Source organism: Brevibacillus nigriterrae (assembly GCF_049846925.1).
Lineage (GTDB): Bacteria > Bacillota > Bacilli > Brevibacillales > Brevibacillaceae > Brevibacillus_H.
Genome location: NZ_JBNCMT010000030.1, coordinates 16,230 through 40,912, shown reverse-complemented (window position 1 = coordinate 40,912; position 24,683 = coordinate 16,230). Strand labels below are relative to the sequence as shown.

19 protein-coding genes and 1 pseudogene are annotated in these 24,683 nt (G+C 43.9%); 10 read left to right on the top strand and 10 right to left on the bottom strand.

Annotated elements, in window-relative coordinates; translation table 11 throughout:
• Positions 1-119: 119 nt before the first annotated feature.
• The 3 genes from htpG (at position 120) to ACPW7N_RS19915 (ending at position 4,482) form a co-directional block, all read left to right on the top strand.
• Positions 120-1,994 carry a molecular chaperone HtpG gene (gene htpG, locus ACPW7N_RS19925; protein ID WP_425652929.1) on the top strand — a complete coding sequence of 625 codons (1,875 nt, stop codon included), beginning with the start codon at positions 120-122 and terminating at the stop codon, positions 1,992-1,994.
• A gap of 182 nt (positions 1,995-2,176) precedes the next feature.
• Positions 2,177-3,799, top strand: coding sequence for an ATP-binding protein (locus ACPW7N_RS19920; protein ID WP_425652927.1), 1,623 nt, complete (start codon positions 2,177-2,179; stop codon positions 3,797-3,799).
• An 86-nt stretch (positions 3,800-3,885) separates the two neighbouring features.
• A complete protein-coding gene (locus ACPW7N_RS19915) occupies positions 3,886-4,482 on the top strand; it encodes a YitT family protein (protein ID WP_425652926.1) in 597 nt (198 codons plus the stop codon).
• On the opposite strand, the gene ACPW7N_RS19910 is transcribed toward ACPW7N_RS19915, so the two are convergent.
• On the bottom strand, positions 4,466-5,839 hold the full coding sequence (locus ACPW7N_RS19910; RefSeq protein ID WP_425652924.1) for a peptide MFS transporter: 1,374 nt from the start codon (positions 5,837-5,839) through the stop codon (positions 4,466-4,468). The genes ACPW7N_RS19915 and ACPW7N_RS19910 overlap by 17 nt on opposite strands.
• Before the next feature lie 193 nt (positions 5,840-6,032).
• Between ACPW7N_RS19910 and recQ the strand changes: the two genes are divergently transcribed.
• Both recQ and ACPW7N_RS19900 read left to right on the top strand, forming a co-directional pair.
• Positions 6,033-7,820 carry a DNA helicase RecQ gene (recQ, locus tag ACPW7N_RS19905; RefSeq protein ID WP_425652922.1) on the top strand — a complete coding sequence of 596 codons (1,788 nt, stop codon included), beginning with the start codon at positions 6,033-6,035 and terminating at the stop codon, positions 7,818-7,820.
• 29 nt (positions 7,821-7,849) lie between these two features.
• A complete protein-coding gene (locus ACPW7N_RS19900) occupies positions 7,850-8,608 on the top strand; it encodes a TrmB family transcriptional regulator (RefSeq protein ID WP_425652975.1) in 759 nt (252 codons plus the stop codon).
• A 72-nt stretch (positions 8,609-8,680) separates the two neighbouring features.
• Here the strand turns inward: ACPW7N_RS19900 and deoD are convergent, their stop codons facing one another.
• Together deoD and ACPW7N_RS19890 are read right to left on the bottom strand one after the other, a co-directional pair.
• Positions 8,681-9,388, bottom strand: a complete 708-nt coding sequence (deoD, locus tag ACPW7N_RS19895) for a purine-nucleoside phosphorylase (RefSeq protein ID WP_425652921.1) — start codon at positions 9,386-9,388, stop codon at positions 8,681-8,683.
• 66 nt (positions 9,389-9,454) lie between these two features.
• Positions 9,455-10,621, bottom strand: coding sequence for an MFS transporter (locus ACPW7N_RS19890; protein ID WP_425652919.1), 1,167 nt, complete (start codon positions 10,619-10,621; stop codon positions 9,455-9,457).
• Positions 10,622-10,837: 216 nt separating this feature from the next.
• Here ACPW7N_RS19890 and ACPW7N_RS19885 point away from each other — a divergent pair, with 216 nt between their 5' ends.
• The 5 genes and pseudogenes from ACPW7N_RS19885 to ACPW7N_RS19865 all read left to right on the top strand — a co-directional run bounded on the left by ACPW7N_RS19885 (position 10,838) and on the right by ACPW7N_RS19865 (position 15,536).
• Positions 10,838-11,782, top strand: coding sequence for a sugar-binding transcriptional regulator (locus ACPW7N_RS19885; protein ID WP_425652917.1), 945 nt, complete (start codon positions 10,838-10,840; stop codon positions 11,780-11,782).
• A 207-nt stretch (positions 11,783-11,989) separates the two neighbouring features.
• Positions 11,990-13,291, top strand: coding sequence for a pyrimidine-nucleoside phosphorylase (locus ACPW7N_RS19880; RefSeq protein WP_425652916.1), 1,302 nt, complete (start codon positions 11,990-11,992; stop codon positions 13,289-13,291).
• A gap of 31 nt (positions 13,292-13,322) precedes the next feature.
• Positions 13,323-13,997, top strand: coding sequence for a deoxyribose-phosphate aldolase (gene deoC, locus ACPW7N_RS19875; RefSeq protein ID WP_425652914.1), 675 nt, complete (start codon positions 13,323-13,325; stop codon positions 13,995-13,997).
• A 69-nt stretch (positions 13,998-14,066) separates the two neighbouring features.
• Positions 14,067-14,261, top strand: a pseudogene (locus ACPW7N_RS19870) (cytidine deaminase family protein); the annotation flags it as partial.
• Between the two features lie 93 nt (positions 14,262-14,354).
• The gene (locus tag ACPW7N_RS19865; RefSeq protein WP_425652912.1) at positions 14,355-15,536 is read left to right on the top strand and encodes a NupC/NupG family nucleoside CNT transporter; all 1,182 of its coding nucleotides are present in this window, start codon (positions 14,355-14,357) and stop codon (positions 15,534-15,536) included.
• Between the two features lie 43 nt (positions 15,537-15,579).
• Here ACPW7N_RS19865 and ACPW7N_RS19860 read toward each other — a convergent pair whose 3' ends face one another.
• The 7 genes from ACPW7N_RS19860 to sbnA are packed head-to-tail and all read right to left on the bottom strand — an operon-like array spanning position 15,580 to position 24,597.
• A complete protein-coding gene (locus ACPW7N_RS19860) occupies positions 15,580-16,344 on the bottom strand; it encodes a ParB N-terminal domain-containing protein (RefSeq protein ID WP_425652910.1) in 765 nt (254 codons plus the stop codon).
• Positions 16,345-16,379: 35 nt separating this feature from the next.
• The gene (locus ACPW7N_RS19855) at positions 16,380-17,585 is read right to left on the bottom strand and encodes a type III PLP-dependent enzyme (protein ID WP_425652908.1); all 1,206 of its coding nucleotides are present in this window, start codon (positions 17,583-17,585) and stop codon (positions 16,380-16,382) included.
• Positions 17,582-19,432: an IucA/IucC family protein gene (locus tag ACPW7N_RS19850; protein WP_425652907.1), complete on the bottom strand. Its 1,851-nt coding sequence runs from the start codon at positions 19,430-19,432 to the stop codon at positions 17,582-17,584. Before ACPW7N_RS19850 ends, ACPW7N_RS19855 begins: the two co-directional genes overlap by 4 nt.
• Positions 19,429-21,279, bottom strand: a complete 1,851-nt coding sequence (locus ACPW7N_RS19845) for an IucA/IucC family protein (RefSeq protein WP_425652906.1) — start codon at positions 21,277-21,279, stop codon at positions 19,429-19,431. Before ACPW7N_RS19845 ends, ACPW7N_RS19850 begins: the two co-directional genes overlap by 4 nt.
• Positions 21,276-22,508: an MFS transporter gene (locus ACPW7N_RS19840; protein ID WP_425652905.1), complete on the bottom strand. Its 1,233-nt coding sequence runs from the start codon at positions 22,506-22,508 to the stop codon at positions 21,276-21,278. The genes ACPW7N_RS19845 and ACPW7N_RS19840 overlap by 4 nt, the downstream gene beginning before the upstream one ends.
• Positions 22,509-22,534: 26 nt before the next feature.
• Positions 22,535-23,587 (bottom strand): 2,3-diaminopropionate biosynthesis protein SbnB, encoded by a 1,053-nt coding sequence (sbnB, locus tag ACPW7N_RS19835; RefSeq protein ID WP_425652903.1) that lies wholly within the window; start codon positions 23,585-23,587, stop codon positions 22,535-22,537.
• A 32-nt stretch (positions 23,588-23,619) separates the two neighbouring features.
• The gene (gene sbnA, locus ACPW7N_RS19830; RefSeq protein WP_425652901.1) at positions 23,620-24,597 is read right to left on the bottom strand and encodes a 2,3-diaminopropionate biosynthesis protein SbnA; all 978 of its coding nucleotides are present in this window, start codon (positions 24,595-24,597) and stop codon (positions 23,620-23,622) included.
• Between the last annotated feature and the right edge of the window lie 86 nt (positions 24,598-24,683).

Sequence of the window (24,683 nt, the reverse complement as noted above, 5' to 3'; positions counted from 1 at the left end):
ACACAGTCATACCTATATTGACACAAAAGCACAGAATATGGTATTTAAAAGATGGTTAGCACTCAAGTTGATAGAGTGCTAAAAGATATTCAGTTATCATTTTGAAAGGAGAACCACAAATGGAAAAAAAGCAATTTCAAGCAGAATCAAAACGGCTTTTGGAAATGATGATTAATTCCATTTACTCTCAGAAAGAGATCTTTTTACGAGAGTTGATTTCGAATGCTAGCGATGCCATTGATAAGATATATTACAAAGCGTTAACAGACGAAAATTTACGTTTTGATCAGGACAGCTACTATATTAAAGTAGAGGCTGACAAAGAAAACCGGACGCTGAAAATCTCAGATACGGGAATTGGGATGACAAAGGAAGAGATGGAAAATAATCTGGGGGTTATTGCAAAGAGCGGCTCTTTGGCATTTAAAAATGAGACTGAATTGAAAGACGGGCACAATATCATCGGACAATTTGGTGTCGGCTTCTATTCTGCCTTTATGGTAGCGGATGTTGTCGCAGTCACCAGTAAACCGTTAGGCAGCAGTGAGGCGTATAAGTGGGAATCTCAAGGCGCAGACGGATATACGATTGAGCCTTGTGCAAAAGCTGAAGTGGGAACAGAGATCATTCTTAAAATCAAAGAGAATAGCGAAGATGAGAACTATGACGAGTATCTGGATGAGTATCGTTTAAGAGCAATCATCAAAAAATACTCCGACTTCATTCGCTATCCGATCAAAATGGACGTTTCAGGCAATAGGCTCAAAGAAGGCAGCGATAATGAATTCGAGGAGTATCGTGAAACACAGGTAATCAACAGCATGGTTCCGATCTGGAGAAAGAATAAAAACGAACTTACTCCAGAAGATTACGAGAACTTTTATATGGAAAAGCATTACGGGTTTGACAAGCCGATCAAACATATCCATATCAGTGTCGATGGAGCCGTAAGATACAATGCGATTTTGTTTATCCCTGAAAAGATTCCATTTGATTATTATTCCAAAGAGTTTGAAAAGGGATTAGAGCTGTATTCCAATGGCGTATTGATCATGAATAAATGTCCTGAATTACTTCCTGACTATTTTAGCTTTGTCAAAGGTATGGTTGATTCCGAGGACTTATCTCTCAACATCTCTAGAGAAATTTTACAACATGACAAACAATTGAAGCTCATCGCCAAAAACATCAAAAGCAAAATCAAGAGCCAATTGCAAAGCTTGTTAAAAGACGAACGGGAGAAGTACGAAGAGTTCTATCAATCGTTTGGCAGACAGTTGAAGTACGGGGTTTACAGTGAATTCGGAAGTGAGAAAGAAGTATTGCAAGACTTGTTGATGTTCTACTCTTCCACAGCGAAGAAGCTGGTCACACTCGACGAATATGTATCCAGAATGCCTGAGGACCAAAAATATATTTATTATGCATCTGGTGAGTCAAATGAACGAATCGAGAAACTCCCGCAAACAGAGTTAGTTGCTGAAAAAGGGTATGAGATTCTGTATTTCACCGATGATATCGATGAATTTGCTATCCGTATGCTGATGACGTACAAAGAGAAAGAATTCAAATCAGTATCAAGCGGTGACTTGGGGATCGAAGCCGATGAGAAAAATACTGATGCCGAAACCAGCGAAAACAAAGACCTGTTTGACTACATGAAAAATACGCTGGCAGGCAAAGTAAAGGATGTACGAGTATCCAAACGGCTAAAGACCCATCCAGTCTGCATCTCTACGGATGGTGAAGTGACCATCGAAATGGAAAAAATACTAAAAGCTATGCCGGCAAGCCAAAACATTCAGGCCGAAAAGGTCTTGGAGATCAATACCAATCACGAGGTCTTCCAATCATTGAAGGACGCTTTTGAAAAAGACAAAGAGAAGCTCGCCTTATATACCAATCTGTTGTACAACCAGGCCCTTCTGATTGAAGGCCTGCCCATCAACGACCCTGTAGAGTTTACCAATAATATATGTAAAATCATGGTGTAAAAAAACAGTCCCCTCAGCTGAGACAGTAGATTCAAGACGTGCTACTGCTTTGTCAGAGGGGGCTATTTTGTGTTTAGTCTTATTAAACCAGTGGAAATATGCTTTAAATATGGAAATAGCAATACAACTGGTTTATGATATGTAGGAATATTTGGAACACAATTTGGTGCAGGTGGTGTCGGTTGATTTTACTAGACTACATAGTTAATCTCTCTATTTTTTCATTAACGGTAAGTACGCCGTTAGTCATTCGCTCGTTCATCAATCATAAGCCTCTCAAGCAGCTTCACCTCTGGGCAGGTTTATATGCAGGAGTCGTTACATTTTTTATTGTCATGATGTCTATTAAGCAACATGGATATTCCTATGATTTACGATACGCTCTTGTTATACTGGTTTTTGCCTATCTGGGGCCTGTTGCTGGAATCATTACCGGAAGTTTTGCTTTGCTCACCAGACTTGCCTTTGGCAGTAACTGGCCTCCAGCTATTATCGGTTGGATCTTGGCCATGGTTGTATTCTCCGGCATCCATTGGTATGCTTCACTCCTCACACCCATAAAAAAGAGTGTGATCATGTTTGTAAGCTATATAGCTGTTTATTTGATTTCCGTATTTAGCTTTAACATACTTACCGATGATCTGCTCTTTCACTTTCAATACCTGGTGTTTGTGATGTTAGGAGTCGCTATAGGCGGATTATTGATTGAGTCGTATGAGAAGTTGCATCGTATCATTATAGAAAAAAAGCATATGGAGAAGTCATTAGAAGCAAGTGAATCCAAATACCGTTTAATCGCAGAGAACACTTCGGATTTGATCATGGTGATGGACAAAGAGCATAGGATCAGTTATTTTTCTCCTTCTCACGAGCTCGTATTAGGATATCAAAGCGATGATTTAAAGAATATTGCATTGTGTATGTTAATTCATCCAGATGATGTAGACATGTTCCGAAATACGATTAAGCTGATGTTTGATAATCACGAATCTCACTCGATGGAATTCCGTTTTAAACACAAGGATGGTCGGTGGATCGAATTTGAGTCCCGCTGTATGCCTGCCAAAGGAGATAACAATATCATCGAGCATCTCGTCATTGTCAGCAGAGATATCTCTGAACGGAAAAAAGCGGAGGAGTTTCTTTTGCAATCGGAAAAACTGTCGATCGTCGGGGAGCTGGCAGCAGGAGTGGCACATGAAATAAGGAACCCGCTCACGACCATTAAAGGATTTATCCAGCTTTACAAGAGAGAAAATAGTTCAATCGGATATAGTGAGTTGCTTCTAAGTGAACTCGAACGTATTGAGTCGATTACGAGCGAACTGCTTTCTTTGGGGAAACCGCAAGCGACCCAAATGGTTCGTGCAAATTTGCGAGAATTGATTGAGAGTACGCTTGAGCTGCTGTCCCCTCAAGCCCTGATGAGCGACATTGAATTTAAACTGAGCAGTGAGGGATCAGTTTTTTCTGTGACTTGCGAACAGAATCAAATAAAGCAAGTGTTTTTGAATATTCTCAAGAACGCCATTGAGTCGATGCTGGACGGGGGAGAGATTCACATTCATCTGCGAAATGGTTCCAAGGGGGAGTGTATTATTTCTGTTCAGGATCAGGGCTTCGGTATCCCTGAAGAACTGCTTCCTCGTTTAGGTGAGCCATTCTATAGCTTGAAAGAAAAAGGCACGGGGCTTGGTCTCATGATCTGTCATAAAATTATTAAGCAACATCAAGGCAGCATCACGTATCAGAGCAAAGTAGATGAAGGAACCCTGGTTGAGATCAAGTTGCCATTAGCGAATTGAGAGAGAAATAACATACGTCGAGATGTTTTCCACAGAGAAAAGGCATATACATAACATGTCCAAGAAAAAATTGGAGGTGATTGTATATGCCTTTTACTCATAAAGCCTTGGCTATCCTGCTAGGAAGTTTGATTTTATCGATCGGAATCAACTTTTTTCTGTCCCCCTTCGAAGTGCTTGATGGTGGGATTATTGGAATCGGACTCATCTTTAATTACCTTTGGGGAGTTAAGGCGGGTCTGACCATTATCTTGTTTAGTGTGCCGATATTGGTACTTGCGTGGTTCAGAAACCGAAGTTACTTTTACAATAGTATTCATGGCATGCTGGTTTCATCGTTTATGATTGACCTGTTGGAGCCATTTAAGCAAATTGTCATCGTCAATCTCCGCCTGCCCTCCCTCTATTCTTCTGTGCTCGGTGGGATTTTAGTTGGAATTGGCATTGGAGTCATGCTGAGATACGAGACAAGTACGGGAGGAACGGACCTGTTGGCACAGTTTTTTGCTGATAAATTCCGACTGAATGTAGGGATCGTCATTTTTTTAATTGATTCGATTGTTATTCTTATGGGTGGTTTACTAGTGTCAAAAGAGACATTTTTGCTTTCTGCCTTGGCAATTACAGCAGTAGGATTTGCAACAAGTGTGATCCAATCCCCCTCGTTCAATCGAGATGCATAAGCCTTTGCACCTGTTTGGACAGAGCAAGCAATATCAATCCAAGGGCAATCGAAGCCAGTCCGAGGTAAGTAAAGATTTCGAGATAGCCGAAGGAAGTGGTTAATGAGGCGATGTAGCCGGCCAAATAGTTTGCAGCAGCGTTGCTCAAAAACCATACGCCCATTAGTAATGAAGCGATTTTGACAGGTGCCAGTTTGCTTACAAGCGATAATCCGATAGGCGATAAGGCAAGTTCGCCAAGCGTATGAAGCAGGTACGTAACGACCATAAACAGCATGCTTGCCTTTACAGTCGTATCCGTTTCGCTGCTGCCAGTAATCATCACGGCTGGAATCATGACCATGAACCCCAACCCAAGTAGTATCAAACCAAAAGACATTTTGGTTGGAACGGAAAAGTCACCACGGGGTGTACGAGATAATTTGAGCCAGAAAGATGAAACCACTGGTGCCAGCAGCAGGATAAATAATGGATTTAGTGATTGGAAAAAGGATTCGGGTACTTCATAGCCGAAAAACATGCGGTCAATATGATCCTTGGTATAGAGCGTAAAGGAAGCACCTGCTTGCTCAAACCCGGCCCAGAACATAACGGTAAAGCACGCCAGGATCAAGATAACGGCCGTCCGTTGCTTCTCTTGACTGGTTAAGGGCTGTGTACTGTTTTGGTTAATAGACGGGTTTTGTGCCCTGACTGGCTTCGTGCCTCTGTCGCCCAAATACTTTTGAGATAGCAGATTAAAAAGTAACTGACCAATAACCATGCCAATGGACGAAGCTAAGAATGCATAGCGAAAGCCAAAGGTTTCGACCCCTCCTGTTGTCGAGTGAAACAGGTTGGCATAGATTACCCCAGCCACTAATGGAGAAATGAAAGCCCCAAGGTTAATTCCCATATAAAAAATCGTAAAGGCGGAGTCTTTTCGTGGATCATTTTTATCGTATAGCTCCCCGACAAGTGTAGAGATATTCGGTTTGAAAAAACCGTTGCCAATAATCAAAAGCAGCAAGCCAAGATACAATCCCCAAGTTTCATGAATGGCAAATAAGGAAAAGTCACCAATTGCCATGGCAACCCCTCCAATAGTAATGGCTGTACGAAGACCAAAAAATCGGTCTGTCAGATATCCTCCAATCAAGGGAGTGAAGTACACCAGTCCGGTATAAAAACCGTATAACTTCAGCGCCGTGGCCCTGTCCATTCCCAAGCCGCCACTGATTAATTCCGTAGTAAGATAGAGGACAAGGACGGATCTCATTCCGTAGTAGCTGTAGCGCTCCCACATTTCAGTAATGAACAGCAAATATAATCCCTTAGGATGCTTGTGAGTTGATCTGGTTTCAAAAGCAGAGTCCATGTCGATTGCCCTTCCTTTGTGATGCTTTTTGCTAATAATCTCTCCAAAGTTGGCAAGATGATTCTTTGCGAGGCTTAGTCCACTGGATTTGCGTGTGTTTGAAAAGTTTTTTTGCAATTGTGATTTGTTATTTGCTATTAATTAAGTGGAGAAGAAAATCTGTGATAATCAATGATTTGAAGGAGAGTTTCCTTTGCTTACTAAAGCGATGCAAATATTACAACAATACTTTGGCTATTCGTCCTTTCGCCCGGGACAGGAGCAGATCGTAGATAGCATACTCTCCGGTCGTGATACGGTAGGCATCATGCCGACTGGAGGCGGTAAGTCAATCTGTTATCAGGTGCCAGCGATGCTCATGGACGGTGTCACGATTGTCATTTCCCCACTTATCTCGCTGATGAAGGACCAGGTCGATGTATTGCAAAGCATGGGAATTCCCGCTACGCAAATAAACAGTTCGCTTGGATTTCGAGAGGCTGCCAATCGGTTGGAGAAAGCACGCCAAGGAGAGTACAAGCTATTGTATATAGCACCGGAAAGGCTGGAAGCGGAGAGTTTTTTAACGTTGCTGCATGAGATGCCGGTTCCGTTTGTGGCAGTCGATGAAGCACACTGTGTATCACAGTGGGGACATGATTTTCGTCCCAGTTATCTAAAGATCACAAGCTTTTTGCAGGCTCTTCCGAAAAGACCCATCGTTGCGGCACTAACTGCTACAGCCACTCCTGAAGTAACGGAGGATATTCGCAAGCAGCTTTCTCTAGAGGACGAGCAGGTGTTTATCACCGGTTTTGGCAGGGATAATCTAATCTTGTCCGTTCGCAAGGGAGAAAATCGCAGAGATTTCGTGCATGAGTATCTAAAGGCCAATCGACAGCAAGCAGGGATTATCTATGCTTCGACGAGAAAAGATGTGGACGAGCTATACGAAAATTTGCTTAAGCGAGGACATTCCGTGACCAGGTATCATGCCGGCCTGAGTGAAGTGGAGAGAGCAAGGAATCAAGAGGCATTTCTTTTTGACGATGTTACGGTCATGGTCGCTACCAATGCTTTCGGGATGGGTATCGATAAATCAAATGTGCGGTATTGTATTCATTACAACATGCCCAAGAACCTGGAGGCCTATTATCAGGAAGCGGGAAGGGCCGGACGGGATGGGGAGATGAGCGAATGCATTCTGCTGTTTCATCCGCAGGACATACAGACCCAATCCTTTTTCATCGAACAAAATCAGCAGGGAAGCGAGCGCAAGCCGTATGAATACAAGAAGCTGTACGCCATGGTTGAATATTGCCGGACACCCAAATGCCTGCAACAGACGATTCTTCAATATTTCGGTGAAACTTCCGCCAGTACGTGTGGACAATGCAGCAACTGCACCAATGATCAGGAGCTAGTGGATATAACTGTAGAGGCACAAAAGATCTTCTCCTGTGTGAAAAGGATGAAAGAACGCTACGGTGCCTCACTCATTGCCCAGGTGCTGAAAGGCTCCAAAAATAAAAAATTGATCCAATTTGGCTTGGATCAATTACCTACGTACGGAGTGATGAAGGAATACACGGAACAAGAGATCGTCGATATGATCCAATTACTGATTGCAGACGGTTACTTGACTGTGAAAGAAAGCAAATATCCTATTGTCATGTTGAGCGACCGAGTGGTACCTGTACTGCGTGGAGAGGAAACAGTATGGCAAAAGATTCTGCTTCGCCCGAAACATCAGCAAGAGGATAATGACGACTTGTTTGAGCGCCTGCGCCAGTTGCGCAAGGAAATATCCCAGCAGGAAGGGGTACCGCCCTTTGTCATTTTCCATGACAGTACGTTAAAAGAGTTAAGCCGGTTATGCCCTGATGATAAACAAGCCATGCTAGCGGTAAAAGGGATTGGTGCTTCGAAATTTGAAAAGTATGGACATCAGTTCCTTGCGCTGTTGCAGGAATACAAGGCTGAAACAAGTGTGGGAATATAGAAATCATGTTTCTGGAAAGTGGAGGCACTATGCTGCAAAAGTTTGGTTTTACCCAGTATGAGAGCAAGGTGTACGAAATCCTGTTATCGAGTGACGAGCCAATGGACGCTACACTCATCGTCAAGCATTCGGGTGTGCCAAAAGCAAAAATATACGAAGTGATCACCCGTTTGATTGAAAAAGGGCTGATTCTGGATTCTGTCTCTGAAAAGAAGAAGCAGTACACGGCGCTGTCCCTGAGTCTGGTCATTGAAAAGCTAACGACTGAATTTAAGGAAAGTATCGATCAGCTAAAAGCTCGCTCAACGAAAAAGTCTTTTACCGATGACAGGGTCTGGAGCTTGAAGGTAGACTCTTCGATCCGTGTACAATGCAAGCAACTCTTGCAGGAGGCAAAGGAATCCATTCGAATCTCTGTGTGGAAAGAGGACTTTAATGAATATTTGCCTATCCTGTTGGAAAGGGAACAAAGCGGAGTAAAAGTAGAAGCGCTTGTGGTTGGTGAGGTCAAAGCACCCCTTGCCAATCTCAATATCCTGACTCCCAATGAAGAGCATCGTGTATTGGAGCCCAACCGGCTGATCATTATCGATGATGAGGAGATTCTGTTTGCCGGAGTAGAAAACCATGCGTGGCAGGCGATGAAAACCAAGTCGAAGCCATTTGTTAAATTCTTTACCGAGTTTTACTACCATGATGTGGCTTTGACAAAAATTACGAGAAAATATGAAGAAATCCTGATGCAAGATGTAGAAGTCAGGAATCTCTTGATGCAACTGCGTTATTAGCATAGAAAAAAGGCTCTTACCAGAGATCAATGTACTGTCTCAGGTAAGGGCCTTTTCCCTTGTGTTCAATCCTTATTCTGCAATCAAGGCATCCAAAGCCATGATAATCATATCGTTAAAGGTAGTTTGGCGTTCTTCTGCTGTTGTTTCCTCTCCGGTAAAAATATGGTCACTTACTGTCAGAATGGCAAGCGCATTTACTCCGTACTTGGCAGCAAGGGTATACAAAGCGGTTGTTTCCATCTCTACTGCGAGCACGCCATAGGTGCCCAGTTTTTCAACCATATCCATGCTGTCACGGTAGAAGACATCGGCAGAAAGCACGTTGCCGACCCGGATGGGCATGTTCTTTTGTTTGCCGACCTGATGTGCCTTTTGCAAAAGCTCGAAGTTAGCGCACGGAGCATAATCGAATCCAGGGAAGTTGAGGCGATTGATATTGGAATCGGTGCACGAGGTCATAGCGAGAATGACATCCCGTACCTTGATGTCTCTTGCAATCGCACCGCACGAACCTACTCGAATCAGGTTTTTTACACCGTACTCACGGATCAGTTCATTTACATAGATGGAGATCGAGGGAAGTCCCATACCTGTACCTTGAACAGATACCCTTTTCCCCTTATAGGTTCCGGTAAAGCCGAGCATACCACGGACTTGGTTGTAGCAGGTAATATCTTCGAGGAAATTTTCAGCGATATATTTCGCACGCAGCGGATCTCCCGGTAAAAGAATGCTTTCTGCAATTTCACCTTGTTTTGCATTGATATGAACGCTCATAATCGTATGGCCTTATTGCGGAATGTAAACCCGAATACGACCATGTACACCTCCTTCAAGTGATTTTTATAATGGATGCATCTCTGTAGCAGCTTTGGGTTTGCGAGTAATCGAAAACCATGCACAAAACAAGGCTAACAGTGTGATCAATCCGCCGACCAACGCATTTTCAGTGACAGAATACTCACTGATCACAAAGCCGCCAATGGTGGAACCTAGGGCAATTCCCAGATGCAAAGCGGAATTGTTCAGACCTTGCTGGATGTCAGATGTTTCAGGAGCTGTTTCAATCAGGTAGGCCTGCTGTGCAGGAGTAACAGCCCAACTCAGCATGCTCCAAATCATCATGACCAGAATAAAGAGGGTCATCGAGAATGTAACCTTTGGCAAAATGAAGAGAACGATGGTAAAGAGAGAGACCATGATTAAAATGCTCTTTTTCGATCCCCATTTGTCTGCTGCCCATCCTCCGACTCCGCCGCCCAACACTGCAGCAATCCCAAACAGGAAATAGAAGATGCTGATCCAGTTCGCATCAATATGCAGGACGCTTTGCAAAAATGGAGTCAAGTATGCATACAACGTCAGATGTCCCGTTAAAAACAACAGTGAAGTTAACTGGGCGGACAACGTTTTTGTATTTTTCAACGTGCCAAGCTGCTGACGTAAGGGGATAATGGGCTTTGGTTCTATTTTAGTTAAAAATGCAAAAATCCCCAACATGGATAGAATCGTAAGAACGGCAATCAGCAGAAAAATGAATCTCCAGCCAAAATGGGTACCGATGACAAGACCTATCGGGATTCCCAATACTAAGGATGCACTGATTCCCATAAAAATGACACCAATCGCTCGTGCTCGATACGTTTCTTTTACGATTCCCGATGCAAGCGTTACACAAAGGACGACAAGAAGAGAGCCACTCGCAGCAGAGATCACTCGAGACAGCATCAAAATCGAGAAGGTAGGGCTCAGATAAGCAACCAGATTCCCGAGAAAGAATACAAATAGTGTCCATAAGCAGAGTGCTTTACGCTCTATTTTTGCTGTCAATGGCAGCAGTATTGGAGCAGCAATGGCAAAAACAAGGGAAAAAACCGTGATAAGTTCTCCTGCTTTACTGACTGAAATGTGAAAATGGTTGGCGACCTGGTCCAGTATTCCGCCAATGATCAGCTCAACCATGCCAACGACAAACGAAGCAATTGCCAAAAGATAAACGCTGAAATTCATTCAGGCAACCTCCTTTCTGCGAGGGATAATCCATGGTGATTGGTTACCACTAACATAGTAACCTTTATCGCAGTTACCACACAAGTATATTTTTAAGGATAAAAACAACATTTTTTCTATGCGTACTTAACATAATTTCATATTTTGGACTATATTGAGGTAAAATAATTCTGATAAAATAAAACCAATATTACTAAAATTCTTTAGGAGAATCGTATGGAACCTGATAAATTAAACAAGGTAATTGAGGCAGCCAAGCTCTATTACCTGCTTGATTATAATCAACATGATATTGCCAAGCTTTTGGGAGTTTCACGGCCTACTGTATCGAGGTTATTGCAGACTGCCAAAAACGAAGGAATCGTTCAAATCAAAATCAGGGATGCAACCGATGATATTAAAAATCTGTCCGAAAATCTTGAACAAAAGTTCCAGCTAAAAAAAGCTATTGTGGTTTCCATCCCACAGTATGAGAACAATATCATCAAGAATTATCTAGGGGAAAAGGCGGCATCCTACCTTTCTGAAATTGTAAAAGAGGGCGACATTATCGGGGTGACATGGGGGACAACTCTTTATCATGTTGCGATCGAGTTGAAGCAGATGTTCGTGAACGATGTCAAAGTGGTTCAATTAAAAGGCGGGGTGAGTCATTCACAGACTCACACGTATGCGTCTGAAATCCTCTATCTTTTCGGGAAAGCATTTAACACCAATCCGCTTTATTTGCCGCTGCCTGCAATTGTAGATCATGTGGTGGTCAAGCAAGCTATGGAGGCAGACCGTCATATCCGAAAAGTAATTGAAATGGGCAAAGAGGCCAATATTGCCATGTTTACCTGTGGCCCGATCAAGTCAGAATCTCTTTTGTTTCAATTAGGCTATTTTACGGAAGATGACTTAGAAATGTTGTATTCCAAAGCGGTCGGGGATATCTGTTCACGTTTTTTTGATATAGAAGGAAACATATGTAATGAAAGCCTGAACGAACGGACGCTGGGTATTAACCTGGAAGAGTTTAAAAAGAAAGATTACTCCATCCTTGTAGCCGGAGGAGCACAAAAGATCGAAGGGATCTACGGCGCCCTCAAAGGAGAGTACGCCAATGTATTGATTACTGACCAATACACGGCGCAGTTTTTATTAGACAAAGAGAAATAAATTGAACGAAGCAAGACACCCCTGTCCCATACGGTAGGGGTTTTTCTATGTCACAAAGCGCTCATATACCTTTACAATTGTTCAGTGATTGATTTACATATGTTCAAAGAATGTGTTATAGTTGCTTTGCAAAGTTTAAAAACAGTGCTTTTTCTCTAAAATGAAAGCGTTAACGGTTATACATCATTATTTCTGGAGGGCGCTAGTATGAGAATGGTTGATGTCATCGAGAAAAAACGGAATGGTCAAGAGCTGACGAAGTCTGAAATTCAATTTTTGATTGAAGGTTACACTAACGGAGAAATTCCTGACTATCAAATGTCAGCATTTGCTATGGCTGTCTATTTCCAAGGGATGACCCAAGCAGAAAGAGTATATCTGACAGAAGCAATGGTTCAGTCTGGCGACCAAATTGATTTATCCCAAATCGATGGAATCAAGGTAGACAAGCACAGCACTGGTGGCGTTGGTGACACGACTACTCTTGTATTGGCTCCACTCGTAGCTGCTTTAGGGGTCCCAGTAGCCAAGATGTCTGGTCGAGGTCTCGGTCATACAGGTGGAACCATCGATAAATTGGAAGCAGTGCCAGGGTTCCACGTTGAGATTACGAATAGTGAGTTCATCAACCTGGTCAACAAGAATAAAATCGCCGTGATTGGTCAAAGTGCCAATCTTACTCCAGCAGACAAAAAGCTGTATGCCCTGCGAGATGTGACAGCGACAGTGGATTCGATTCCGCTAATCGCCAGTTCGATCATGAGCAAAAAGATTGCAGCAGGAGCAGATGCCATCGTCCTGGATGTGAAGACAGGCAGCGGTGCTTTTATGAAGAGTCTGGAGCAAGCCGAAGAGCTAGCAAAAGCGATGGTCGATATCGGCAATGGGGTAGGACGCAATACCAAAGCCATTATTTCTGATATGAGTCAGCCTTTGGGATACGCAATCGGCAATGCGCTGGAAGTGAAAGAAGCAATCGACACGTTACAGGGGAAGGGCCCTGAAGATCTGCATGAATTATGTATGGCTCTAGGTAGTCACATGGTGATGCTGGCTGGTAAAGCAGATACGCTGGAAGCAGCACGTGCCATGCTGGAAGAAGTCATACGTAACGGAAAAGCACTGGATGCTTTCAAAACATTCCTTTCCTCCCAAGGTGGGGATGCCTCCGTTGTTGACGATCCTGCCAAGCTGCCGACTGCGAAATATTTGATTGAAGTTCCAGCGAAACAAGCAGGCTATATCGCTGAGATCACTGCAGAGGAAATTGGCGTTGCAGCGATGATGCTCGGTGCCGGTCGGATCACGAAGGAATCTGCAATTGATTTGGCTGTAGGCGTCGTTCTTCACAAAAAAGTGGGCGATCCGGTGAGCGAAGGAGAAGCTCTCGTTACGATCCACAGCAATACAGAAAATGTAGCTAACGTTATGGAGAAGATCTATGGGGCCTACAAGACTGTAAATGAAAAGGTAGAGGCACCACAGTTGATTTATAAAGAAATTCACTAATCGATTGAAAAGGGAAAGGATGAAAAACCAAATGACTACTGATTTAGCAAGAATGATTGACCACACGTTGTTGAAAGCAAATGCAACTGAAGCGGAAATCGTGAAATTGGCGGAAGAAGCAAAAACTCATCGTTTTGCCTCCGTCTGCGTGAATCCAACCTGGGTAAAAACAGCGGCTGCCATCTTGAAAGATACGCCTGAAGTGAAGGTGTGCACAGTGATTGGTTTTCCTTTGGGGGCCACTACCAAGGAAGTAAAGGCATTCGAAACTGCGAATGCGATTGAAAATGGTGCTACTGAAATTGATATGGTCATCAATGTGGGTGCTCTTAAGGACAAACAGTACGATCTGGTGGAAGCGGATATCAGAGATGTGGTAGACGCAGCAAAAGGAAAAGCCCTCACCAAGGTAATCATTGAAACAGCACTTTTGACCAAAGAAGAAATCGAAAAAGCTTGCCAGCTTTCGGTTCAAGCGGGTGCTGATTTTGTTAAAACATCGACAGGCTTCTCCACTGGTGGAGCAACCGTAGAAGATGTTGCGTTAATGAGAAAGACAGTTGGGCAAAATGTGGGAGTGAAAGCTTCGGGCGGAGTAAGAAGTCTGGAAGATGCCCTTGCCATGATAGAGGCAGGAGCAAACCGCATCGGAGCAAGTTCTGGCGTGGCAATCATAAAAGGGCAAGCTTCTACATCCGGGTATTAAAAATACTCCATAATAGTGAATTGGGTTAGTCCTACTGGGTGAATTGGGACTAGCCTGATTCCCCAAAAAGAAATTGCTGCCATTGCTGTTGTCGGCGATACAGAGGGACCCATTTCACCATGTGGGGCATGCAGGCAAGTGATTGCTGAATTCTCTACAGAGAACACCAAAGTGCTACTGGCTAATCTAAAAGGGGAAGTTGCAGAGACAACGATTTACGAGTTGTTGCCAGGATTCTTTTCATCCAAGGATCTCAAAAAATAAATGAATAGCACACACCATTTTTTCCTGTAATTGAAAGCGGATACAGATAAATAACAAAATCAGAGATTGGATATCATCTACGTGGAGGCTACCATGAATTACTTACTATCAATCGTAGGTTTATTGGTTGTGTTTGCCCTGGCTTTCTTGGTCAGTAACAACCGCAAAAAAATAAAAGTGAAACCGATCCTGATCATGGTCGTGATTCAGCTTTTACTGGCTGGATTACTGTTAAACACTCATTTTGGCCTGATTTTGATTCAAGCGATAGCCAAAGTCTTTGAGAAATTGCTTCAATACGCCAATGAAGGAGTCTCCTTTGTATTTGGCGGTATTGCCAATGAAGGCTCTTTCCCATTTTTCCTCAATGTGTTGTTACCTATCGTTTTCATTTCGGTATTAATCGGGATCTTCCAGCACCTGAAGATTCTTCCGTTTATCATGAAGGGCATAGGATTGCTTCTGAGTAAAATCAATGGAATGGGTAAATTGGAATCTTATAATGCGGTTGCTTCTGCTATGGTAGGGCAATCGGAAGTCTTTATTACGGTGAAAAAACAGTTGGGAGTTCTCCCTGCCCATCGCTTATATACGTTATGTGCATCAGCAATGTCTACAGTGTCCATGTCCATTGTGGGTGCATATATGACGATGATTGAACCGAAATATGTCGTAACCGCCATCGTCCTTAATTTATTCGGGGGCTTCATTATTTCTTCGATTATTAACCCATATACAGTAGAAGATCGAGAAGATATCTTAATTGTGCAGGAAGAAGAGAAGCAATCCTTCTTCGAAATGCTGGGCGAATATATTATGGACGGATTTAAAGTAGCTATTATTGTAGGCGCCATGCTGATCGGTTTTGTTGCCTTGATGGCTGCGATCAACCATACGTTTGAATTGTTGTTCGGGATCTCCTTCCAACAAATCATGGGTTATATCTTTGCGCCGATTGCGCTTATCATGGGTGTTCCGCTTGCAGAGTCGGTTTCAGCAGGTGGTATTATGGCGACCAAGCTAATCACCAATGAGTTTGTGGCGATGATGGATTTGGGGAAAATAGCGTCCACCTTTAGTGAGCGCACTCTCGGGATTATTTCTGTTTTCCTCGTTTCTTTTGCTAACTTCTCATCCATCGGAATCATTGCGGGAGCGGTAAAAGGGCTGAATGAAAAACAAGGAAATGTGGTTGCACGCTTTGGCTTGAAGCTGTTGTATGGAGCCACGCTAGTAAGTGTATTGACCGGAGTAATTGTGAGTATTGTAATATAACGCAACAGAGTGTTTAGTTACCGTGAACTAAACACTCTGTTTTTTATATCTCACATAAGTAAACCTGCTCTGTATACAACCGTAGCGATTGATTCCATATGAGTTGCAGCTTCTCCCATTCCTGCTCATTTGACTTCTCACTATAAAGCAGTTCAAGTGGTATTTTGAGATTTAAAAGACGTCCGTTTACCTGGAATCGTGTTACTCCTGCTGGAAGAATCCGCCCTTCATTTATCACTTTCTCAAGTTGATCAAAGGAAACTGCCTTGTATTTTATCAGCACGGTTCCTTTGTCCGGGTACAGGCAACTGTCAGCGGGAATCCGTTGCACCGCTCCCTTCTTGCTGTATGAGGTGACAAGTTTATGCCATATGATCAGAAAATCCTGTTGACCAACTGTGTCTAGGAATAATCTATTTCCGAACTCATCAACAGTCTCGATTAGCCCATGTTGATTTGTCACTTCGTTTTCCTGTAGCCAGTTTAGATCTGAATCCTGAAAAAGCTTTCTCCATGAAGCGTCAGCACGGACCAGATGATGCCATGCTTCAATGGAGAAATCGGATTTTTGGGCTATTTGCACAGGGACTTTTGCACATCCTAGCAATCGAAGAGCACTGATACGATGAACTCCATCCAGCACAAGATAGCGCCCGTCTTTCATTTCTGTTACCAAGACCGGGTGACGAAGGAACCCATCATGCTTAATTGCTTGACTGGTTCGCTCAAGTCTTGAAGGTTCATGCTCTTCATGAAGATACAATTTGTCAATATCGATAAGTTTTAGTGATAGCAATACCTCTGACATGAGAAATCCTCCCGTTTCCTATGAACTCTTGGCACTTATTTCATTACAGGTATGTTTGTCAAATAAATATGTTCCGGATGAGGATGACTGAGGAAATCATGATGAGAAATAGCCCAACCGTAAGCTCCGGCGTATAGAAACAGAATGACGTCGCCGACTCGGATCTGTTTTACTTGAGCGTCTTTGGCAAATACATCTTTTGGCGTGCAAAGCTGGCCAACGATGGTCACTTCACTTTCCCAAAGTTTTTTTCGTTGAAAAGGATACTTCCATGTCTCTTGTGCCAAGACGAGAAATGGGTGGTTATGCTGCCAAGAGACAGGCAGGCGAAAATGTTGAGTACCGCCTCTTACGATAACGAAGTTCTTGCCGTGGTTTCTTTTGATGTCAATTACTTCTGTGGCATAGTATCCGCAAGCAGCAGTTAAAAAGCGTCCGCATTCAAAGATGATTGTGGTGCGCTCTTTGTTCCGCCGTTGAATTAACGCAGACAAACCGTTTACAAAATGACTCCATGCAAATTGTTTATCTAATTCTGCGTAATTGATCCCAATACCACCGCCGACATTGATGTAGGTAACGGTGATTCCGTATGTGTTAGACCAGTCATCCACCTTGTCAAAATAATATTCGATCAGAGATAAATGACTTTGGTCGTCCAATTGGTTGGAAATCGAGTGTAAGTGAAACCCTTCCAGCGAAACATGTTCGCATGACAAAGCCAGTTGGATTGCCTCCCCTATTTCAGACTCATCGATCCCGAATTGTGTAGGCTTCCCGGCCATGGCAAGGGTCGCTTGTGGAAAAGGTCCGGCTAGATTGACACGCAGGAGTATCGATACTGTGCAATTCAGAGAGCTGGCAATCAGGTTAATTCTTTGTAGTTCATTGATGCTTTCTACGTGGATCAACTTTACTTGATGCTCGATAGCGCCCCTGATTTCTTCATCTGTCTTGCCAGGCCCCCCAAAGATAACAGGAATGGAAGCATCAACTGCTCTGGCTTTTTTCACTTCCCCAAGCGATGCAACCTCTAGCCCGTATACGTGTTTGCTTATCGTTTTTACAATCTGGGCTTCCGAATTGGCTTTCATCGCATAGAACAAGCGGCAGGAGGGAGGAAGTGAGCGAGCCACTTCCTCGACGTGCTGCTGTAAAGCATCCAGATCATAGATATAGGCGCAAATCGGGTTGTCTTGTGTGTTTTTTTTTTCCTCAATAATCTGGATCAGTTTATTCATACGTCCAACTCCTTCAAAGCAGTGTAAAGGGGATTTGGTACGCTATGTTCCCTAATATGGGATTCTCCGCACAGTCTGCGGATCGTTAATTGACCCACAAGCACTTTTTCGGTAAAAATATTGAGTGCTTCAAACAGATACTGTAGCTCTGGAAACTGCTTCTGATAGGAGGTAATCGTCTCTGCAGCAATTGTCCAGAATGCTTTTTCAGATATTCCGTAGTACTCTTCCAAAAACATGGAAAACTCCGAAAGATTGATGTGAAAGAATGCATCATGTAAAAAGTCAGTAACTTCACTAGCCTGTTCTGTTGCCATGGAAGAAATGACATTGGAGTGAAACGCTGGAGGTGCCTTCAAATGAGGTTGTGACGTCTTGTCTGCGAATTCACCTGTATAATAGCGAATCCCTCCTGGAAAATCGCGTAAAGCTACGCGTGTCGGAATTCCGCCACGGTGAATCAGTACCATGTTTTGTGCATGTGATTCCAGGGCGATCCCGTGAGCAAACAGTAAATGGACAAGCGGAAGGATTGATACTTGCAATACTTGACTCAGCCAGTTCTTCCAACCAAATTCTTGTATCCATGGATCAATAAAAGGAATGCCATCAGCTCCGACATGGTATAGTGCTGTGTACGGTACGGCAACTTCATCTGAAGTAAGATAGTGCTGAATGTTTTCTCGCCAGATGGCTCCCAGTGAACCGTACATGCTCTCCTGAGTAACCTCAGGCAGTTGGTCATCAGCAAAGTACACCCCTAGCACTTCTTTTAAAAACACCACACGCAATTCATCCTGTAAGTACGAGTCATTTTTTCTGACGGATTCAAGCCAATCGGAGACAATAGAGGCATTCTCTACATGATGATGGCCCAGTATACGGCTTGCCGATGTGTTTCGGATGTTTAACGAAACCTTTACATAGGCCTTTTCGGGAGAGGTCCGGTTGGTTAAGGTTCTGATTGATTGTTGAGGACTGTACTGATCCGTCCCTTCCCCTAAGAGAACGATTTGTCCTGACCGGATTTGCTCAAAAAATGTGGTCGAAATTTTCTCTCTCCACTGCCATGGATGAATAGGCACAAACACGAATTCATCAGGATCGTATCCCTGATTCTGTAGTCTATCGACAAAATGTTTGTGATCTTCTTCTCCCAGTTCGCTTCGAAAGAAATCCTGGGTATCAAGCTCATCTGATGAAGAAATGACCGCCCTCTTTTTTTGAATGGCTACCCAGATGAGTTTCATCAAAGGTTTGAAGTCAGGTCCATAAGCAGCATTATCTGCGAGATCGAAGCCAATTCTTGATTTATAGCATGGATGATAGGGATGCCCGTCAATAATGTCTCCCTCCAGCTCTGCGAAACTTTGAGCAGGAGATGCAGGCTCTCGGTTCTTTTGCTGATGCTTTGCTACTGTATCTTTTACATGGGTCTGCATGATTTCGTTAATAAATGTGTGCAATTGTTCCGGTTCTTCCTTCATAAAGGGAGCTGTCTCTAGTAAAAAAGTTGTCAAACACTCTGCCTCAGTTCCCCTGCCATCCTCCACCCTCATAACAGGCTCTTTGGTTAAGCGGACTCTGCCATAGCTCATTTTCCTTTGGCCGTGGCAGACATATTGTACGGATTTCCCTTTCTCACTTTGACCCTCCAATACGTACCCTGGCTTACCGTCAGGAAGAGTTTGTGGTTTTTCCTCTACAATTTCTTCATAGATGAGCGATTCAATGATTTGTCGAAAAATCCGCCTGCGTACTTCAACATACTCAGGAGATTGCAAGGCTTCCTGAATATCCAACCGCTCTAGTTCAAACGAATTCGTTTCTGTAACAACTGGATTCATTGTTTCACCTCTTCATTAGTAAGTGATGTATGCTCAGTGACCTGGCAGAAATGAATAGGATTGGGGATCTGCACATAGAGTGGTGTTTCACCAATTTTTTGGAATCGGCTTACGAAATTTGCTTTGGCTGGAAGTGTTTTTCGATGCAATAGATCATTGATATATTTGGTCATTCGCTCAGAGGGTGTTTTCTTGCTTTCTTCGAGCAAGACATTGCGAGCCACTCTCCAGAAGACGTACTCATCCTGGTTACTGTATTTAGCCAATGTCCGAACAACATACCCGAGGTGGTTGACAAAGAAGTAATATTGCAGACGGAACCACGCCTCTTCCTCCTGATAGAGAACAGGGCTGTCAGTAGCAATCAGTGTTTTCGTCCAGCCATGGCGCAAAGCCATGTCACGGTCAATGCTGATTCCTTCCAGATCACGAACGTACAATCTAACAGGGAGCCCTTTCTCAAGCATAACCAGTGAGTTTTGTGCATGAGCCTCCAAGCTGATCCCTGCTTCGGCAAACATGGTAAGAATCGGGAGCATGCTTATGGTGAGGTACTGTTGGAACCAGTTGGTAAGGGAAGGTAGCTGGTTTTCCTTGTTTTGACGAATGGCTTTAAATAAGGTGGGTTCGGCTTCTCCCGGTGGTGTTTCCATCAAAGAACCAACGACAAAAATGGTACTTCCTTGTCGGCGAAGCTCTTCGGGATTTCCTCGGAAGACAACGGCGGCGGCTTCCATGACTCGTTCATTTTCCGAATCAGGAATCTCTGCTAGAGATACAGTCCTGAACCCGTAATCCATTAATACCTGGAATTGCTCGTTTTCGAACCGATCCTTTACTTCTGCAACGATCTTCGATGCGTCGATTGTGCGTTTTACTTGTTCATACGTATTGACTCTGATGAAATTGGTTATGCGGATCTGAAGCGGCAATTTGAAAAAATAGTTGTGTGAAGGGTCCCAGACGGTTCTGACGGAGGAAGTTGGATAGACCCTGTTTCCTAATGGCCCCAGGTCAATGATCTTTTCCTGGTGGAGGAGGTCCTGAAAATGCTTTTGCTGCAAAAGATAATTGGCTTGCCAAGGATGGCACGGAAGCAACTCATACTGAATTTTATCAACACCTAGTATTGATGCAGCTTCATCCCGAATGCTTTGCGGGATGCACGTTTCTGCATGATTCACATTAGGCTGATGAACCCACTCTTCCCGAATGAATTCTGGAGATACAGCGAGATAGTGGAGAGTGAAAGACGTCCCCAGTTCTGGAGAGAATCGATGCATATCCAGTTGAGTGAAACCTTCCTGGCTTTTTGGGGTGGGGTGAAACGGATGGCCATAATAGAGAGACTGTTCCGAAAGAAGAAAGTCCAGAGGCTGATTCTGTCTATTCGGCGTGGAGCGGGATTTCCTGATATAACTGATTGTGTTTTGTACGCTGTTTTGCATGTGATGAAGCAGTTCATTTTTTTTATGGTGACGAATCGATTCATCTGTTTCCAGCATCGAGAGCTCGTCAAGAATGAGCTGCAAGATCTGGTGACCATCTAGTTTGCTATAGGTAAACTCTTTAACTTGATAGAAGGAGGAACCGTACGAGTGATGCCCTCCTGCTGACCAGAAAGTTAATTCTCCAACCAATGTTGCGCTGCTTTTTGGCAGATGGAGGTAAAAAAAGTTGTCAGTTTCAAATGGAAGAGAAAGCTGTGACCCATTTTTCTCTAACCTTGGATCAAAAATACCGTTTTCACGGAGATAGGCATTTACTATTCTTTCAATCGTCGCTTGTTCTGCCAATTCATGATCCAGAGACTGTTTTGAATGTTGTACATCTTCGAGACGTGTCATATTTGCTGAACACTACCTTTCTTGTGTAGTGATGAAATCATGATCCCAACCAGGATGGAGGAAAGAATAAACACGGTGCCCATGAAGGCGATAATCCATGCAAAGGGGAGGTATCCACCAAGTAGGCCTCCACTGAAAGATCCGGCTATCTGACCAGTTACAAGCAGGCTGTTTGTGATACCGATGCTCAGTCCCCGATTGAAGTCATCTGACGTGCGAATCACGATCAAGATCACCGATTGAATCAGTGAGCTGAAAAAGAAGCCTTGAAGAATGCGAAGCAAAAATAGCCATGCTACAAAAGGCAGACACGCTTGTGAGATGATGAGCAGGCCACAAATTGCAGATGCCATGACAAAATTCTTTTCCACCGGGGAGCGGTCGTTTTTCTTCCCCCACCAGGAGGAACCTAACAGGGTTCCGAAATGAGTTGCTGCATCGAGTAAGCCTATCCACATGGTTGGAGAAGAAGAGAAGGTAGAAAATGTGGACACATACGGACCAAACACCGCAAGTAAGCCAAACACCCCGAACTTGGCAGCAATTCCACCAAAGAGAAATGCCCTCAGCGTGGGATCACTCATCAGATTCTTGAGAGCTGGAAAATAACCAGAAGATGGAGGTGAGGATTGCTGTTCTTCTCTTTCGGATTCCTTCAACAAAAAACCGGCCAGTATGCCGCATATCCCTGTCAAGGCTCCAGTGAAGAATAGCATCGGACGAAATCCCCACTGATCGGCAAGTATTCCTCCTAATAAAGGCCCTATAAGTGATCCGGCTGCTACCCCATTTTGAAACCTGCCGAGATACAACCCTTGCTTATCTTTTGGCGCTGCTGACCCGATAAAAGAGGTGCTTGCATCAGAAATCCCTCCAAATGCGCCCTGGCAGAGCCGGGAGAGAAAAAATTGCAACGGGGTTTGAGCCATCCCCATGCACAATAAACTTACCGATAATCCTAACAAGGAACGGACGAACATCCACTTTCTGCTCCAACGATCACCCATTCTTCCCCAAATCGGGGAAGTAAGTGCATAGGCGATTGCAGGCGCTGCTAATGCCAATCCACTCCACAGAAGATTTGTTTTGGTGTCATTTACTCCGATTTGCTGCATGTAAAACGGCAAGAATGGGGTAATTCCCGTTAAGCCGATAATCGTAATAAACTGTCCACTCCACAAAATTCGAAAGTTAGCTTCCCAACTTCGTGTGGTCGCTAGCTGCTCCATGTAGAAACCCCGTGATTATGCATCCATCAATATAAAGAGAGTTTTGTTCCGATATTCGATTCCAATGCCTTTTGATACAGTTTTTGTGCGCAAGCAATATCTTCAATGGCCATTCCCATCGGATTGAGGATAATAATTTCTTCGTCCGTTTCCCGACCACTCTTTTCACCGATGAGGATTTGCCCCAATTCTGCATGTAGCTGTTCTTGGGAGAACTTGCCTTCCAGCACAAGCTGGTTAATCACCTTTTTCTCTCGATTGGATTGATCCCAGTCATCCACTACCACTTTGTCAGCCTTCACGAACACTTCTTTATGTACATCCATGATGGATACATTGCTGACGAATGCTCCTTTTTGCAGCCATTCGAAAGGAATATATGGTTGATCGGTTACTGTGCAAGTGACGACAACTTCTCCTTGGCGGACAGCTTCTTCGGCAGTTGTTTCAACAGAAAAGGTAACTTTCGCAAATGTTTCAGACAGGCTCTGAACCAATTGCTCAGCTGCTTGTTGATTCAGATCAAACAGATAGATCGTTTCAATCTGTGGGAATTGTTCAAGTAACGCTTGTAATTGTCGTTTCGCAATAATACCGCAACCCATGCACGATACCGTCCGGAATTCTTTTTTTGCCAAATGACGAGCAGCCACTACTGTAACAGCAGCAGTCCGCATGCTGCTAATGACCCCTGCTTCCATCACAGAAACAGGATAGTTTGTATTCGGGTCATTAAGAATGATGAGGCCGCTTGCCCGTTCAAGACCTCTTAGAAGTGGATTGTCATGCTTGCTTCCAATCCACTTGATCCCAGAGACAGCAGCATCTCCCCCGACATGAGCAGGCATTGCAATGATGCGATCAGCGATGTGGCCATTTTTTTCATTCGCTCGCAGATATGGTTTCAATGGCTGCACAAACTCTTTTCGAGCATGTTTGGCTAATACTTCCGTAATTGCCTCTACATAAATAGCAGATGAGTCCCCACCGAGGCTGCCGATTGCGCTTCTATTCAGGTAAAGAAGAGCAGGCGAATCACTTGATGTGAAATCTATTTGTTCATTTTTTGTCTCAATCATGGGAAAAGCTCCTTTCCATTTGTACGGTATTTTTAGGGAGTGTGTAATTGGGAAACCCAATCGTTGTCATAAACAGTGTCCAGGTAGCGGTCTCCCCGGTCAGGCAAGATGACGGCAATACGATAGGATGGGGGAAGAGACGGAAGCAGCTTGCGTACGGCTGCAATCACGGAGCCAGAAGACCCTCCGGCAAAAATCCCTTCGTGATACAGAAGATCCTTGCACCCTTGTACAGATTCATGGTCATTCACGTAAATGACTTCGTCGATTTCATCGCGATTTAGCAATTCTGGTACACGGCTGGAACCGATTCCGGGCAGTTCCCTGGGAGCCGATGGGGCGCCGAAAATGACAGAACCAACGGCATCGACAGCAACAATTTTAATGTGAGGAAATGCTTCCCGCAGACGTCGTGCGTTTCCCATTATGCTTCCAGTCGTACTGACAGCAGCAACCAGGCAATCTACTGGTCTATCCAGTTGTTCTACAAGCTCGCTTCCTGCGCCGTAATAATGGGCTTTCCAATTCATTTCGTTGGCATATTGATTAATCCAAAAACTGTTGGGATCTGTTTTTAACAATTCCTGCACTCTACGGATGCGGGTTTTTAAATATCCACCCTGATCATCCGGTTCGCTCACCATATCAACATTTGCACCAAGCTGTTGTAGGATTTTCAAATTGGCAGTCGTTATCTTCGGGTCAACAACGCACGTAAACGCTAAACCATAGACTCTGGAAACCATCGCAAGGGCAACTCCCAGATTGCCAGAAGTGCTTTCGATGATGTGTGTGCCAGAACGAATCGTCCTATCCCGAAGACCCTGCTCAATAATATAGCGTGCCGGTCGGTCCTTCATGCTTCCGCCTGGATTCATAAACTCCAGTTTGGCAAAGACTTCAACTCCACTATTGGCAAATAACCGTTTCAGATGTACCAATGGAGTATGCCCGATGCAATCCACGATTGAGGTAGTCGGTTTTTGTTTGGTTACCATTTTTTGGGTCATTAAACAAACCTCCTAGTATTCTCTTGGCCATGTTTGTTTACTAGTGGACCCCCTATTATTTACAGTGATACAAAAACCTTGCTATA

What these genes read in the sequence shown, in the direction of transcription:
- sbnB (WP_425652903.1), bottom strand. Translation starts at nt 23,587, where the DNA reads ATGATTGAGACAAAAAATGAACAAATAGATTTCACATCAAGTGATTCG.
- ACPW7N_RS19840 (WP_425652905.1), bottom strand. Translation starts at nt 22,508, where the DNA reads ATGGAGCAGCTAGCGACCACACGAAGTTGGGAAGCTAACTTTCGAATT.
- ACPW7N_RS19880 (WP_425652916.1), top strand. Translation starts at nt 11,990, where the DNA reads ATGAGAATGGTTGATGTCATCGAGAAAAAACGGAATGGTCAAGAGCTG.
- ACPW7N_RS19885 (WP_425652917.1), top strand. Translation starts at nt 10,838, where the DNA reads ATGGAACCTGATAAATTAAACAAGGTAATTGAGGCAGCCAAGCTCTAT.
- ACPW7N_RS19910 (WP_425652924.1), bottom strand. Translation starts at nt 5,839, where the DNA reads ATGGACTCTGCTTTTGAAACCAGATCAACTCACAAGCATCCTAAGGGA.
- ACPW7N_RS19845 (WP_425652906.1), bottom strand. Translation starts at nt 21,279, where the DNA reads ATGACACGTCTCGAAGATGTACAACATTCAAAACAGTCTCTGGATCAT.
- ACPW7N_RS19855 (WP_425652908.1), bottom strand. Translation starts at nt 17,585, where the DNA reads ATGAATAAACTGATCCAGATTATTGAGGAAAAAAAAAACACACAAGAC.
- ACPW7N_RS19890 (WP_425652919.1), bottom strand. Translation starts at nt 10,621, where the DNA reads ATGAATTTCAGCGTTTATCTTTTGGCAATTGCTTCGTTTGTCGTTGGC.
- ACPW7N_RS19865 (WP_425652912.1), top strand. Translation starts at nt 14,355, where the DNA reads ATGAATTACTTACTATCAATCGTAGGTTTATTGGTTGTGTTTGCCCTG.
- ACPW7N_RS19915 (WP_425652926.1), top strand. Translation starts at nt 3,886, where the DNA reads ATGCCTTTTACTCATAAAGCCTTGGCTATCCTGCTAGGAAGTTTGATT.
- deoC (WP_425652914.1), top strand. Translation starts at nt 13,323, where the DNA reads ATGACTACTGATTTAGCAAGAATGATTGACCACACGTTGTTGAAAGCA.
- deoD (WP_425652921.1), bottom strand. Translation starts at nt 9,388, where the DNA reads ATGAGCGTTCATATCAATGCAAAACAAGGTGAAATTGCAGAAAGCATT.
- ACPW7N_RS19860 (WP_425652910.1), bottom strand. Translation starts at nt 16,344, where the DNA reads ATGTCAGAGGTATTGCTATCACTAAAACTTATCGATATTGACAAATTG.
- sbnA (WP_425652901.1), bottom strand. Translation starts at nt 24,597, where the DNA reads ATGACCCAAAAAATGGTAACCAAACAAAAACCGACTACCTCAATCGTG.
- ACPW7N_RS19900 (WP_425652975.1), top strand. Translation starts at nt 7,850, where the DNA reads ATGCTGCAAAAGTTTGGTTTTACCCAGTATGAGAGCAAGGTGTACGAA.
- ACPW7N_RS19850 (WP_425652907.1), bottom strand. Translation starts at nt 19,432, where the DNA reads ATGAATCCAGTTGTTACAGAAACGAATTCGTTTGAACTAGAGCGGTTG.
- htpG (WP_425652929.1), top strand. Translation starts at nt 120, where the DNA reads ATGGAAAAAAAGCAATTTCAAGCAGAATCAAAACGGCTTTTGGAAATG.